Here is a 14713-nt window from a genome sequence, read left to right as displayed (position 1 = left end):
CCTGTTGGTCAACAACATAAAAACGATCAGCCCGCATGACAAAGAATGTGAGTGTTCCGCCTTTCGCCTGCGCACAGCCGCGAATACTCCCGTCTTGCCGCATCGCATGCGCGCTGCTTTTTTCCTCGTAAAATTTTCATGCGAGCAATCGGCATAGATTACGGTGAACGCCGCATCGGCCTGAGCTACGGCGACGAGATCGGCGTGGCCACTCCCCTGCCCGCCCTCACGGATGCCGACGCCGAAAAACGCTGGGCCGCGCTCGGATCCGTCATAAGGCAAAGGCGCATCACCGACATCGTCCTCGGCTGGCCGCTCAACATGGACGACTCCGAGGGATTCAAGGCGAAGGAAGTCGAAAAGTTCGCGAGGCGGTTGGAAAGCGAGTTTCAGCTGCCGGTGCATTTGGTGGATGAACGGCTCACGTCCTATGAGGCCGAGTCGTCGATTCCAAAAGCCCAGCGGCGCGACGTGCGCGCAAGCGGGCTGATCGACTCGCGCGCGGCGACGATCATCCTGCAAGATTTTCTGGAGCAGAATCTGCGCTTGCCCGCGCCCGAAGGCTTTCAAGCCGAAACGGAGGATGATTTGTGAGCGGCGGCAAAATAATCCGCTGGAAATGCGTCTGCGCCTACGACGGCGCCCCGTTCGAAGGCTGGCAATCGCAACGCGGCGGGCGCGCGATTCAGGACGTGATCGAATCGCGCCTGCGCGAGATTTTCGGCGAGCTGATTCGCGTGCACGCGAGCGGGCGCACCGACGCGGGCGTGCATGCGCGCGGCCAGGTTTTTCATTTCGACGCGGCATGGAAACACGGGCCGGAAAAACTGCGCGCGGCGTTGCGCGGCGGGCTGCCGCAGCAAATCCAAATCAAGTCCGTGCGCGCGGTGCTGGAGGATTTCCACTCGCGCTTTTCGGCGACGGGAAAACTTTACCTGTATCATTTGTATCTCGGCGACGCCGACCCGTTCACACGGCCTTACGCGTGGGCAATCGACCGCCCGCGTCCGCTCGACATCGAGGCGATGAAAAAAGGCGCGGCGATTTTGCGAGGAAAACACGACTTCCGCGCGTTTTCCGCGCTGAACGGCCCGCCAAAGGAAGACACGGTGCGCGACCTGCGGCGGCTCGAAATCGCGAAACGCGGACGTCATGTGCGCATCGCCGCCGAGGCCGACGGGTTCATGTATAAAATGGTGCGCAGCCTCGTCGGCGCGCTCGTGGCGGTCGGCGAAGGCAAGCTCGCGCCCGATGATTTGCGCGGATTGCTAAAAAGTGGAAAACGCACGACGCGCGTGCAGACCGCGCCGCCGCGGGGACTTTTTCTGGAAAAAGTGTTTTATTAAAAACGCGGCTCTGTCATTTCGGACTGGTCGCACACAACATGAACCTCGAAAACATCAAACGCGCCCTGCTCGCCTCCTACCAAAACGAAGGCGGCATCAACCATCTCGAAGGCAGCAACCTGCCCGCCGAGGAATCGATCAACCAGCTCGCGCGCGATTTTATGTATGTCCTTTTCCCGGGATTTTTCGGGGAGGACGCGCTTGAGAAAAAAAACGTGCCGGCATTCGTCGACCGGATGCTGGAAAGCATCGAAACGCGCCTCACAAACGACATCCGCAAAAGTCTTGTTTTCGCGGGTATCGAGGATGCCGAAACGCGCGCGAAGGAAAAAACAATGGCGCTGCTTGAATGCCTGCCGGAGTTGCGCCGCGTGACCCAGACCGACGTGGTGGCGGCGTATGAGGGCGACCCTGCGGCGCGCAGCGTGGAGGAAATCATCCTGGCGTATCCGTGCGTGCTGGTGATTTCGCTGCAACGCATCGCGCACGAACTCTACCTGCTGAACGTGCCGCTGCTGCCGCGCATGTTGACCGAATACGGCCACGAACGCACGGGCACCGACATCCACCCGGGCGCGACAATCGGCACGCATTTTTTTATCGACCACTGCACGGGCGTCGTGATCGGCGAGACGGCGCGCATCGGAAATCACGTGAAGATTTACCAGGGCGTGACGCTCGGCGCGAAGTCGTTCGAGCTGGATGAAAAGGGCCATCCCGTAAAAGGCGTGAAGCGCCATCCGGAGCTGCGCGACAACGTCATCGTGTATCCCGGCGCGACGATTCTCGGCGGCGACACGGTGATCGGCGAAAACTCAATCGTCGGCTCGAACGTGTGGCTGATGCAATCGATGCCCGCCAACAGCATCGCCTATTACCAAGGCGACGCCGCCTCGGTGATCCGCCCGCGCTCGACCAAGGAGCAGCTTCTCGGAGAAACGGGCGATTGAGCGGTTTCTTCGCGCCGTAAAAAAATTCATCCACCGCTTTCCGTTTGAACCTCATCCTTTTCACGCCTGACGATTTTTCGACAGCCTCGCGGGACGCTGTCACGCTCGCGAAAAACGACGCGCGCGCCGCGCACATCATCGGCGTGCTTCGCCGAAGGCCGGGCGACACCTTCGACGCAGGCCTCGTCAACGGCCCTCGCGGCAAAGGCACGCTCTCCGGTATCGCATCCGACGGCGCGATTTCGCTCGCCTTTGCGTGGGACAAAACCGAGCCGCCGCCACTCCCGCCCGTCACGCTTGTCATCGGACTTCCGCGGCCGCAAACCGCGCGCAAAATCCTCAACGAAGCCACCGCGCTGGGTGTTTCGGAAATGCACTTTGCCACGACCGCGCGCGGCGAGCCTTCCTACGCGCAAAGCACGCTCTGGACAACCGGCGAATACCGCCGTCACCTGGAGGCAGGCGCCGCGCAGGCTTTTTGCACGCGCATCCCGCGTATTGAGTTTTCGAATACACTCGACGAAACCCTCGCGAGCCTGGCACGCGACCGGCCCTCGGCGCGACGCGTCGCGCTCGACAACTACGAGTCCCCCGCGTCGCTGGGCGAACTGCTTTCCTCCCATTCCGCGCCCCGCGCCCCGAATTCCGAATTCATCCTCGCGCTCGGTTCCGAACGCGGCTGGACGGCGGATGAACGCGACCGGCTCCGCGCCGCGCATTTCGCATTCGCGCACCTCGGCCCGCGCGTGTTGCGCCTCGAAACCGCGATCGTCTCCGCCGTCGCGCTCGCGCTCGCACACATGGGGCGCATGTGACAGGAACCCGCCGCATTTATCTCGCCCTGTTTCCATGCCGGACGTAATCCACGGATACTCCCCCCCACCCTCTTTTCTCATGAAAAACCCAAACATCACATCGTCGATAAAAGCACTGGGCCTCTGCGCGCTCGCGCTTTCGCTCACGGCAATCGCCTCCGCCCAAAACGAAACCAAAACCGACGCGCCCATGCTCACCCCCTGGGCCGCCGACGCCCAGGCCGGACGCGGCTGGCAGGAATACCCGCGCCCGCAAATGACGCGCGCCGCCTGGCAAAATCTCAACGGCCAGTGGGACTACGCCATCACGCCCATCGCCGCGCCCGCGCCCGCAAAATACGACGGCAAAATCCGCGTGCCCTATCCGGTCGAGTCCGTCCTTTCCGGCGTCGCGCGCGGGTTCAAACCCGACCAGCGCCTCTGGTATCACCGCAGCTTTTCAATTCCAAAGGCGTGGGACGGACAGCGCGTGCTCCTGCATTTCGGCGCGGTTGACTGGGAGGCGCACATTTACGTGAACGGCGCGCCCGTCGGTTCGCATCGCGGCGGTTTTGATCCGTTCAGCTTCGACATCACGCCCTACATCAAGGCGGGCGGCGAGCAGAAGCTCGTTGTCGCCGTCACCGATCCCACGAGCGAGGGCGACCAGCCGCGCGGCAAACAAAAACTCGAGCAGCACGGCATCTGGTATACGCCCGCCTCCGGCATCTGGCAGACCGTCTGGCTCGAACCCGTGCCCGCCGAAATGAGCATCGCCGTCGTGAAATGCGAGCCCAACCTCGACGCCGGCCTGCTCACGCTCACCGCGCTCGGCAACCGCGTCGCCCTCGGCAAAACGCACTACGCCATCCGCGCGCGCGTGCTCGACGGCGGCAAGCTCGTCGCCGAGGCCAGCGGACGCCTCAACCGCGAGCTCAACATCCCGGTCCCCAACGCAAAAACATGGAGCCCTGACTCACCGCACCTCTACGATTTGCAGATCGATTTGTTCCGCGTCGAGAACCCGTTCAAGGGTGAAAAAATCAACCCTAAAACCTGGCATCCCGTGCGTTATTTCGGCCCCGAGGAGCAGGCGTTTTACGCAAAACTACCCGACGGCGCCGAGCGGATCGACTCCGTGAAAAGTTATTTCGGCATGCGCAAAATCTCGCTCGGCCAGGGTCCTAAGGGCGTCGTCATGATGCTCAACAACAAACCGCTTTTCCACTACGGCCCGCTCGACCAGGGCTACTGGCCCGACGGCCTGCTCACGCCCCCGACTGAGGCGGCGATGCGCTTCGACTTGGACTACCTGAAAAAAGCCGGTTTCAACATGCTCCGCAAACACATCAAGGTCGAACCCGCGCTCTACTACGCGCACTGCGACCGCATCGGCCTGCTCGTGTGGCAGGACATGCCCAGCGGCATGGTCGAGAGCCCCGAGCGCGTCCCCGGCGAGGACAGCCAGTTCGTCAGGCGCGAGGGACGCCGGGAAGTGGTGCGCAGCCCCGAGTCCGCGCGGCAATTCGAGACCGAGCTTCGCGCCATGATCGACGCGCTCTATTCGCATCCGAGCATCGTCGTCTGGGTGCCCATGAACGAGGGCTGGGGCCAATACGACAGCGTGCGCATCGGCGCCGCCGTGAAAGCCTGCGACCCGGGCCGCCTCGTCAACAACGTCAGCGGCTGGCTCGACACCGGCGCCGGCGACATTCTCGACTACCACAACTACAAGGAAAAAATGCCCGTCATGGAGCGCAACGACACGCGCCGCGCGCTCGTGCTCGGCGAGTTTGGCGGGCTCGGTTATCCCATCGAGGGCCATCTCTGGTGGACGAACAAGCGCAACTGGGGCTACCAGACTTATCACAACGCCGCCGACCTTGAAAAACACTACATCGACCGCCTCTCGCAACTCCGTGAGTTTGCGGAAAACCAAGGCATGTGCGCCGGCGTTTACACGCAAACAACCGACGTCGAGGGCGAGGTCAACGGCCTGCTGACCTACGACCGCAAAATCGAAAAAATTCCCGCCGCCCGCCTCAAGGAAATCCATCAGGCAACAAAACTCTATTAACACCCTCGCAAGGGCGCGCGCGATGCGAGTCCTTGTTCGCCCATGACATCACTGGCTGATTTTTCCACGGAAGAATTCGCGCGCCACATTGAGGCGCGCGGATACAAACCCATGCACGCCGCGCGGGTGTTGAAGGCGTTTTATGAGGGAGACGGCGCGGCGGATTTTGACGCGCTGAAATTGCCCTTGGGCCTGGCGGAGCATTTGCGCGGACTTGCAAAGGGCTGCGAAATCGCGGCGCGCCAGCAAGCGGAGGACGGCACGGTGAAAGTGCTGCTGAAGCTTGCCGACGGACGCACGGTCGAGGCCGTCATGATGACGAACTTTGCGTCGGATAGCGCGGCGGGGTGCGTGTCGTCGCAAGTGGGCTGCGCGATGGGTTGCGATTTTTGCGCGACAACAAAAACGGGCTTTGAACGCAACCTGACCGCCGGAGAAATGGTCGGCCAGTTCCTGGCGATCCGTCGCGAGGCGGCAATGGCGGGCCGGCGATTGCAGACGCTTGTTTTCATGGGCATGGGCGAGCCGATGCTGAATCTCGACGCCGTGCTTGAGGCGGTGCGCCGGATTGCGTCAAACGGCATGGGGAATCTCGGCTGGCGGCAGATCACCGTTTCCACCGTCGGCATCGTGCCGGGAATCGACGCGATGGCGGAGGCGGACTTGAACATCCACCTAGCGGTGTCGCTTCATGCGCCGGACGACGCCACGCGCGCGCGGCTGCTGCCGGCGGGAAAGCGTTTTCGCGTGGAGGATATTTTGGCCGCGGCGGATCGCTACCAGGCGAAGACAAAACGCATTGTGACGATTCAGTATTGCCTGTTGAAGGGCGTGAACGACTCGCCCGCGCAGGCGCACCAACTGGCGGCGTTGTTAAAGGGACGGCGGATGCACGTGAACCTGCTCCGCTACAACCCGACCGGAACCAGCCTGAGCGGCGCGGCGTATGAGGGCGCCGACGAGGAAACGGCGATGGCGTTTTTAAAAGTGCTGCGCGAGAGCGGCGCGGTGGCGCATTTCCGCAGACCGCGCGGACGCGACATCGACGCGGCATGCGGCCAGTTGCGAAAACGCGCGGGCGACGCGCGCTGAGGACGTTCCTCACCGCCCGGCTTCGGTGTATGCGATCGGCGCCTTGTCGCGCGGATGGAAAAACCGCGTCATCATGTAACCGAAAAATGCCAGCGCGCCGCTCACCGCGACAAACCAGTCGCCGTATCGCACATAAAAACTTTCCGTCCCGACCCAGCGCGTGTCGCGTTCGACAACGAACGTCCCGGTGCCGCGAAAATAAATCGAATCATCCTTGTTTTTCATCATCCCGCGCATCCCGCCGTATTCGTCGATCCAGCCGCTCCAGCCGCTGTTGCCGCAACGAATGACGGGGCGGCGCGTCTCCACGGCGCGCAGCATCGAATGCGCCGCGTGCTGGTAGGCCGCCCCGCCCTGCCCGAACCAGCCGTTGTTGGTGACGACCACATGCACATCCGCGCCCGAGATCACGTTGTTCACGGCGAGACTCGGAAAAATATCCTCGTAGCAAACCAGCATGCCCGCGGCGATGATCCGGCGCGGCGTGTGAATGTAGAGCGGTTTGGCCGAGGCGCCGGCCTGAGTGTCGCCCGAGCTTGCGTCGGTTACTTTTTCCAGCCAGCCGAGCAAGGGACGCAGCGGCACGTATTCTCCAAACGGAACAAGGTGCCGCTTTTTGTAGCCCTCGGGTTGCACGCCCCCGCGCCCGGCATCGACCACGAAGGCCGCGTTGTAAAAGGTTTCGTCGGGTCGCGCGGGATCGTCAGCGGTGATCGCCCCCGTGAGCAGCGGCGCCCTGGCTTTTTCCGACACATCGACCAGCCACTCGCGAAGCTCCGCGCTCGAAGGCCAGCCAAACACGGCATAAGGCGGCGCCGCCTCGGGCCAGACAATGACCTCCGGGTGAGGCGTCTTTGGCTTCGTCTCCAGGCTGAGCCTGCGAAGCTCCCGGTAGCTCAACTCCTCGTTCTCCTTGGACCACTTGATGGCCGCGGGAATATCGGGTTGCACGAGCTTAAAAACGGCAACCGACTCGGTCCGCCTAGTCATCAAGACATCGGTCAGGGACGGCGTCACCACAAGCAGGAGCATGATCAACGCCATGCTGAACTCGGGACTGCGCTTGCGAAGCCCCGAGTGTTTTTCCTTGAAAATTCGGTGCGTATAGGAGGCGACCGCAAAATTAAACACGATCAGCACAAACGCAATTCCGCCCTGCCCCGTATAGGAGGCGACCTGCCACAACGAGAGCACATACCACTGGCTCGCGCCGAGCGGCAGCCACGGAAATCCGCTCAGGAACCACACGCGCGTCCACTCGATGACAACCCACAATCCCGCCAGCCCGAGCATGACCGCGGCGCGCACCAGGAACGGACGCCCCGCGAAATTGCGCGCGGCCCACCACACCGCGAGATACCAGACGCCGATCCACGCGCCCACGAACGGCCCGAGCAGGAAAACGCCGGCCCACGTCACATGATGCAGCCACCACAGAATGATCGTCCACGCCACGGCCTGCGCGCCGAGCATGACGAGCGCGTAGGTTTTGAAACGCGGTTTGGTAAGCGCCCAAAAACACAGCGGCGCGGCAAACACATACGCAAACGCCATCGCCCTGAACGGCGGAAACGAAAGCACCGTCAGCACCACCGTCAGCACGAACACGGCAAGCGGCGCCATCCACCGGGCGTTCAACGCCCAGAATGAGGGTTCGTATTTTTCAAAATCAAAATCGCGCGCTGTGTGTTTTCGCTGCATGGAAGGTTGTGAAACCCGAAAGGATCACCGGCCCGGGCCCCCGCGACAAGAAAGAAGCTAGGGGGCGGGAAAACTAATCGGAGCCCCAACACGCGCGCCTTGCTCAATCGCCGCACGCCACCGCCACCGTCACCGCCCACCACGGACCGCGTCCGCGCACCGCTGCCCAATACCAAGCCGACACATCCGTCCACGCTCCGCCCGCGTCATCGTGCCAGCGTTCGCGCACGCGCCAGGTTTCACCGTCCTTCGTCGCAAGAAACTCCGACCACATCACATCGTTGGCATCGCGGACGAGTCCGCCCGGCTTGATCTCAAACCCACTCGCCCGGAAACAATCCGCCGCCGGATGCACCCCGCGCGACGCCTCGCGTATCCAGCGCAGCACCACAATGCGCCCGGCGCCATCGGCGCCGGTTTGCTTGAACACGCCTGTTTTCCCCGCGAATCCGGAGGCGAATGCGGCGGCGTTCCGGGGATTCCGCAAACGTATCCACGGTTTGCCCTCGAACAACTCCGGCCAGCCGGGAAAGTCCGAGTCCGACGCCGCGGTTACCGTTCCTTGCTGGCCGATCAACGGCATCACCGCCGCGCCGGAGCACATCACCGTAAACACAAAAAACACGGTGGGGCGAAGCCTCCGGCTGAGCCGAACCCGCTCAAATGGCGCATCCAATTTCGACTTGGCCGGAGGTTTTGCACCACCCTCGTGATTCGCACCCTTCAGCCTGAATCCCAGCCACAACAAACCCGCGGCGAGCACGGCAAAAATTACCAGCCCCACGCCTTCGTGCGCCCAGCCCGGCGCGCGCCACAATCCCGATTCGATAAAAAATAAAACCGCCGCGCGCACCGTGTTGCCGAGCAGGATCGCGCACAATCCCGCGACGCCGAAAAAAACCGTGCGCCATGCGCCGAGGCGCAGCCACGCCGCAACCGCGCACACCAGCACCCCGCCCGTCCAAAGCATGTGCACGCCGCTGCACGGCGCATCGACCACCACCACGCCGCCGGCCCACTCCAGCGCCACGCCGGATCGTTCCGTTGCGACACCAAACAACGCGATCAACGGACGCCCCAGCTCCGCGGTCAGCACACGCAGCGGATACCCCGCGAAAAATTGCAGCGTGGCCGTCACCGGCAACGACAACGCGAGCAATCCCGCGCGGCCCAACGCACCCCCGCCCCGGCAAAACAAAACCGACAGCGCGCATACCAGCAACAGCGCGCGCAACAGCATGGGCGTCCCCGAAACTGGAAACGCGACGGCCAGCGCGAACACACCCGCGACAATCAACCGCCACGCCGCAATGCGTTCGCGCCACACCGCGCGCGGCGTCAATACGAGTGCCAAGGCCAGCGCGACCAAGCCGAAGCGTTCGTCGCCGCCGTCGCCAAGCCGCGCCACAAACCAGCGCAACACCGGCCAGCCCGCAAGAAGCACGCCGGCGCACGGAGCGGCTTGCCCGCGCAATTCGCGCACGCTGTCGTTCACGCCGCGCCTCTCCGCATTTTTTGCTCGCGCTTGCGCCACATCACCGCGGCGACCATCGCGGCGACAATCAGGAGTGCGACCGTTTCCGGCTCCGGCGATGTTGGCACGCTGTCGACGGCTTCCTCGGTGACTCCGACCGCGAGCTCGCTCACGCCCTTGGGCAGCGGCAAAGCCTGCGTTACTTTTTTCGCCTGCGACGCGGCATCGGCGGACAAACGCGGCGTCAAATCAACCGCGACAAACGAGGTGAAGGGCGTCAGCAAGTTGTATTTCAAACCCAGCTCGATGATCGCCGCCTTTTGTTTCGGCGCGTCCGCGCGCAGCGCGTGCAAGTCCTTCAACTCCCACAAGCGTTCGCGCGCCCAGAGCAGCGCGAGCGTGCCGTTCGAGTTCAGGTCAACGGCGTCGGCCACGGAGATTTCCGTGCTCCATTCGCCGCCTCCGGTTTGGCCGCCCAGCCGGATTGTCTGGGTCGAGGGGTCAATGTGGTCGGGCCATTTTCCGCACATCACGATGGGGCGCTGCGAGAGCACGTCGGGCGCGCTGAGCGAGCCGCCGGCAAACTCGACGCGCACGTTGGTGAGCACGGGCGACTCGATCATTTTGCGAAATTTCTCGGCGGCGTTTTGCGCGCGTTTTTCATTTTCGATCACGGTCGGCTCGGTGCGCCCGGCGCGCGCGAGGCGCTCGATCAACTCGCGATTCACCGAGCTGCCGATGCCGAACGCGAACAGGTTGGCGTCGCCAAGGCTTTCATGCACGAGCGCGTAGGCCTCGGCCTCCAGATCGACATAACCGTCGGTAATCACGACGATGTTGCGCGACACGCCCGCGCGCGTCCGCGGCAGCTCAAACGCGCGCTTGAGCGCGGGCAGCAACTCGGTGCCGCCGCCGTAATCGTTGTATTTGCGCCCGCTCTCGAAAAGGGCGATGGCGGCGGCGATATTTTCAGTCGTGGCGGCGACCGGGGTTTCAAAAAGCGTGCGGCTGGAGCCGGAAAAAAGCAGCACGTTGAACGTGTCGATGTCACGCAAGTTGATCAGCATTTCCTTGAGAAGGCGTTGCGAGACCTCCAGCGGAAATCCCCACATCGAGCCGGACACATCCATGACAAACACATAATCGCGCGCCGGCATTTGCGCGGGTTCGACGCGCGCGGGCGGCTGCACGGTGAGAAGAAAATAATTTTCGCCCTTGAACGAATCGACCATGAGCCCCGTGGCGAGCGCGCCGCCCGCGAGCCGGTAGCGCAGGATGAAATCGCGGTTCATCGCGATGCCCGCGCGCGGCGGCAGCGACACGCGCACGCCTCCGCCGGTCGCCTCCGTGTCGATGCGGTGCGAAACGCATTTCATTTTTTGCACGCGGGTGCCCGCGAGGATTTCGGCGGTGAGCGTGAAAACCGGCTCGTTTTCGCCATCCTCGTTTTCGCCCAAGTATGCCAGGCCTTCGCCGCCGAGGCGCTTGGAGCCGGCGAGCGGGTCGAGCGGAAGCGTCTCCTGTTTTTCCCGGGCGGGACCGGTCGCCTTCCTCGTGTAACGCGGCCCGACGACAGTCGGAAAAAACCACTCGTATTCGCCCTCCTCGGGAGTGATGAGCTCGTTGTAGCGAAGCTCGACGGTCACCGTGTCGCCGGGCAGGATGTTGGCGACATTCATCTCGAAAACATTGCTGCGGTGCGATTCGAGAAGCGACGCGGTTTTGCCCTCGCGCCTTGCTTTTTCGTAGGTTTTGCGCGCCTCGGCCTTTTCCTTGATCTGCGCCTCGATGCGCCGTTCACCGACGGTCATTGTCATGCCGTGGACGGCGGCGCGCGTGGAGGCGGGAAAAATGTAGCGCGCCTCGAGCGGTGTCGCACCCTCGTTTTGGTAGGTTTGCACGACTCGCACCCCGGCGATCACGCCCGCGAGCACGGCATCGACCTGCGTGCTTTTGAGCGGGAGCGCGTCAACGCCATCCTCCGCGCCCTTCACCTGAAAATAAGGCGAAAGCGAAACATCGGGATCATCCAGGTCGGCTGAGCGATCCGGCGCGGCGACGACCGTGATGCCGAACGCGATGAAGCCGAGCAAAAGCGCCGCGGCAAAATACAGGGCGCTGAGTTTTTGGTTGAAGTTCTTTGGCGCGAAGTGATGCGAAGGGTTTTCCATGCGCGCGAGCATGCGCGCGCTGCGTGAACGCAGTATGAAGCCTGCGTGAAGTCGCGGTGAAATCGCCGCGCTTACTTCGACCAGAGATAGCTTTGGCGCGCAAAAATTTCCGCGCCGTCGGCGGCGAGCAGCCTCATGCGCCAGGCCGTGGGACGGGCCTTTGCGTCAGGCCAGTCGGCGCCGGTGAGTCCGGGATTGAGAAGCACCGTGCCCTTGCGCAGCGGCGGCACGGGCAGCGAGTGGATTTTCGGATCGGGCGAGGTCGGCATGATGACATCGATCACAATGCGCGCGTTCGAAATATCGGCGGGGATTTTCACGCGGGTGAAAAAGTAGTAGCCCTCCCGACTTTCGGGGCGTGTGCGAAGAACGATTTGGCCGCCCGTGTTTTCCTTGTCGGAAAAATATTCCGAGATGCGGTCGAACGACTCCGCCGCGCGGTATTCCGGCCAGACGCGCACGACTTCGACCGCGCCGGATTTTGAGCCGCTGCTCGCGCATCCGGCGACGATGGCGACGGCGGCGAGCATGGACGAAAAGGAAAATATTTGGGCGAGATTGCGTTTCATGACAGCGAAAGCGGCATGTTTGAAATTAAGCGGGATGGCGAGTCGAAGATTTGAGTTGGGTGGATAATGAGAGAGAATGTGTGCGTGTGGGAGGAGGTGGGGACGGAGAGGATTTTTTTGGGGGAGCGGGGCGTTGAATGGATTTTTATGCGGAGGCGGTATCAAAGTATGGTGCGGATCTAAGCATGGGCGAATTGCGCGTGCCACTAAAAATATTTTTCTTGCGTCTCATTCGCAAAACAGCCGAATCTATTTTTGAGACTGCGTCTCTGTATCTTTAACCGTAATTTTTAACTTATCTTTTCGAAGTCGTTTCATGAAGAGCAAAATCGCACAAATTATCAGTGTAACTTTCATCATAACAAATTGTTATGTTGCCAATGGCGCGCCCCATTCTGACGATGAGGTCATCAATTTGGACCGCATGAGTGTCACTACGGGCACGCGAACGGAGCGGCTGGCTTCCGACGCGCCCGTCAAAACCGAGTTTTTCCTCGCATCCGAAATCAAGGCCCACGGGGGCGTCACCCTCGCCGATAGCCTGCGCTTGATACCGAGCGCCCGTTTCGAGTCGAACTGCTCCAATTGCGGCCTCAACGAAATCCAGCTTCTCGGGCTCAGCACCGATTACACCGCGATTTTGTTTGATGGCGCGCCGCTTTACTCGGGACTGGCCAAGGTTTATGGCGCCGATCTTTTCCCCACGATTTTCATCGACCGCATCGAAATCGTCAAAGGCAGCAGTTCCGTGCTTTACGGACCGGAGGCGGTCGCCGGCGTCGTCAACCTCATCACCACGATGCCAACGCACAACCACACCAGCGCGCTGTTGAGCTACTCCAATTTGAAAAACGACGCGGATGAGTGGAAGTTCACCTTCAAATCCAGCTGGCTGGACCGATCTGAAAAACTTGCCCTCACCGTCTACGGTCTATGGGAGAACCGGGACGGCCTCGACTTGACGACGGACGGATTCACCGAACTGCCCGAATTTGAAAACAAGGTCGTCGGCCTTCAGTTTCACTATCGCCCCGACGAGGACAAGCTGCTCAAGGCCTCCTATCAATACATCGACCAGTCGCACCGCGGCGGCGACCGGCTTGACTTGCCCGAGGAACAGGCCCGCGTCGCCGAATCACTGGCACACAAAATCCACATGATCAACCTGCAGTGGGAGCAACAGCTCACGCCCGCCCTTTCCTATTCGCTGCGCGGCTCCTACCTGCGCCTGCAACGCGATGCGTTCTACGGAGCGCGGGCTGACGCCGAGTTCGGCGCGTTCGACGAGGCTGGCGGATTCGCCGATCCCGACAATCCCACGCCCGCCGAGGAGGCCGCGCTGGACGTGTTCGCCGCCGATCCCGCAAACCAGTCCGCAATCGACGCCGTCGCGCATCGCATCTGGAGCGACACGCGCAACCAGGTCGTTTTTCTGGACGCCCAAGTCACGCAAAAACTCGGCGCGCACGAGCTCGTTTACGGCGCGCAATACCGTTACGAAAAGCTGAAGGAACACCGCCCCAACGATCCCGCCATCGCCGACACCACCGACGACTTTGCCACCTACGGATTTTTTGCCCAGGACATCTGGACAATCCGGCCCGGGCTCGAGCTCGTGCCCGGCGTGCGCGTCGACCGGCATGACAATGTTGGCGGCGCCATCTTTTCGCCGCGCGTCGCCTTGCGATACCAACCGCGCAACGCCCTCACACTGCGGGCCTCATACTCGGCGGGCTTCAACGCCCCCGGCGCCTACAACGAGGATCTCCACATCGGCGTGAGTTCCGGCGGCGCCATTTTTCTGCGCAACTCGCCCGACCTTGAGGAGGAGCGCTCGGACTCCTTCACGCTCGGCGCCGACTGGCTGGTTCCCTCCCTTGGAAAACGCCTCATGCTCAGCTCGACCGTCCACTACACATTCCTGCACGACACGTTCGACATTGACGACAGCGACGTCAACGGCACGGGAATTTGGGAACGCGTCAACGGCCCCGACGCCAGGGTTTTTGTCTGGGAAAACGGTTTCCAATGGATGGTCGTCCCCGGCTTGCGACTCGAAGGCAGCATCAGCTACATCCGCGCGCGCTTCGACGATCCCATCTTTCGCGTCACTGGCCTGACCACGAGAGAGTTTGTCAAGCGTCCGGAATGGACGGGTAAATTCTCCGTTACATACGATTGCGGCGCGGGCTGGCAATTCGTGTCCCTGCTCAACTACACCGGCAGCATGCTGGCCGTCGGCGAGGAGGCGGACATTCATCGCAGAACCCCGAAGTTCTGGGAGTTCGACCTGAACCTGAGCAAAACCTTCCGCCTCTCAACACACATGGACCTGAAAATCGGCGTCGGCGTGCGAAACCTGTTTGATGATCGTCAGGATGACCTTTTCGACAATGGCGAAGACCGCGATCCGACCTACTTTTACGGCCCCGTGCGTCCGCGCACCCTCTTCGCAACCGCGGGCATTGAGTTCTGATCACGGATCTCTTGGCACGGAGCAAACGCAACCTAAACAAACGGGAAAGCGCCACCAAAGGCA

At 62.1% G+C, this 14713-nt stretch carries 11 protein-coding genes; 7 read left to right on the top strand and 4 right to left on the bottom strand.

The window, feature by feature from the left end:
• Positions 1-138 precede the first annotated feature (138 nt).
• From ruvX to rlmN, 6 genes are all read left to right on the top strand, one after another.
• On the top strand, positions 139-594 hold the full coding sequence (gene ruvX, locus CKA38_RS09045) for a Holliday junction resolvase RuvX (protein WP_108825179.1): 456 nt from the start codon (positions 139-141) through the stop codon (positions 592-594).
• Positions 591-1346, top strand: coding sequence for a tRNA pseudouridine(38-40) synthase TruA (truA, locus tag CKA38_RS09040; protein ID WP_108825178.1), 756 nt, complete (start codon positions 591-593; stop codon positions 1344-1346). The genes ruvX and truA overlap by 4 nt, the downstream gene beginning before the upstream one ends.
• A 38-nt stretch (positions 1347-1384) precedes the next feature.
• On the top strand, positions 1385-2296 hold the full coding sequence (locus tag CKA38_RS09035; protein ID WP_108825177.1) for a serine O-acetyltransferase: 912 nt from the start codon (positions 1385-1387) through the stop codon (positions 2294-2296).
• A gap of 44 nt (positions 2297-2340) precedes the next feature.
• Positions 2341-3111, top strand: coding sequence for a 16S rRNA (uracil(1498)-N(3))-methyltransferase (locus CKA38_RS09030; RefSeq protein ID WP_108825176.1), 771 nt, complete (start codon positions 2341-2343; stop codon positions 3109-3111).
• A gap of 79 nt (positions 3112-3190) precedes the next feature.
• Positions 3191-5167 (top strand): glycoside hydrolase family 2 protein, encoded by a 1977-nt coding sequence (locus CKA38_RS09025; protein ID WP_192881129.1) that lies wholly within the window; start codon positions 3191-3193, stop codon positions 5165-5167.
• 42 nt (positions 5168-5209) lie between these two features.
• Complete coding sequence (gene rlmN / locus CKA38_RS09020; protein ID WP_108825175.1) at positions 5210-6259, top strand: dual-specificity RNA methyltransferase RlmN; 1050 nt, start codon at positions 5210-5212, stop codon at positions 6257-6259.
• A gap of 9 nt (positions 6260-6268) precedes the next feature.
• On the opposite strand, the gene lnt is transcribed toward rlmN, so the two are convergent.
• The 4 genes from lnt to CKA38_RS09000 form a co-directional block, all read right to left on the bottom strand.
• On the bottom strand, positions 6269-7960 hold the full coding sequence (gene lnt, locus CKA38_RS09015) for an apolipoprotein N-acyltransferase (protein ID WP_108825174.1): 1692 nt from the start codon (positions 7958-7960) through the stop codon (positions 6269-6271).
• Positions 7961-8063: 103 nt separating this feature from the next.
• A complete protein-coding gene (locus CKA38_RS09010; protein ID WP_161554816.1) occupies positions 8064-9455 on the bottom strand; it encodes an archaeosortase/exosortase family protein in 1392 nt (463 codons plus the stop codon).
• Entirely contained in the window at positions 9452-11605 is a 2154-nt protein-coding gene (locus tag CKA38_RS09005) for a VIT and vWA domain-containing protein (protein WP_161554815.1), read from the bottom strand. Before CKA38_RS09005 ends, CKA38_RS09010 begins: the two co-directional genes overlap by 4 nt.
• 71 nt (positions 11606-11676) lie before the next feature.
• Positions 11677-12174 (bottom strand): hypothetical protein, encoded by a 498-nt coding sequence (locus CKA38_RS09000; protein WP_108825171.1) that lies wholly within the window; start codon positions 12172-12174, stop codon positions 11677-11679.
• 424 nt (positions 12175-12598) lie between these two features.
• On the opposite strand from CKA38_RS09000, the gene CKA38_RS08995 reads away from it, so the two are divergent.
• Positions 12599-14650, top strand: a complete 2052-nt coding sequence (locus CKA38_RS08995; protein ID WP_161554814.1) for a TonB-dependent receptor plug domain-containing protein — start codon at positions 12599-12601, stop codon at positions 14648-14650.
• Positions 14651-14713 lie beyond the last annotated feature (63 nt).

It is taken from the genome of Ereboglobus luteus, from assembly GCF_003096195.1.
GTDB lineage: Bacteria > Verrucomicrobiota > Verrucomicrobiia > Opitutales > Opitutaceae > Ereboglobus > Ereboglobus luteus.
The sequence above is the reverse complement of the archived record's forward strand: the minus strand, read 5'-3'. Positions and strand labels throughout refer to the sequence as shown.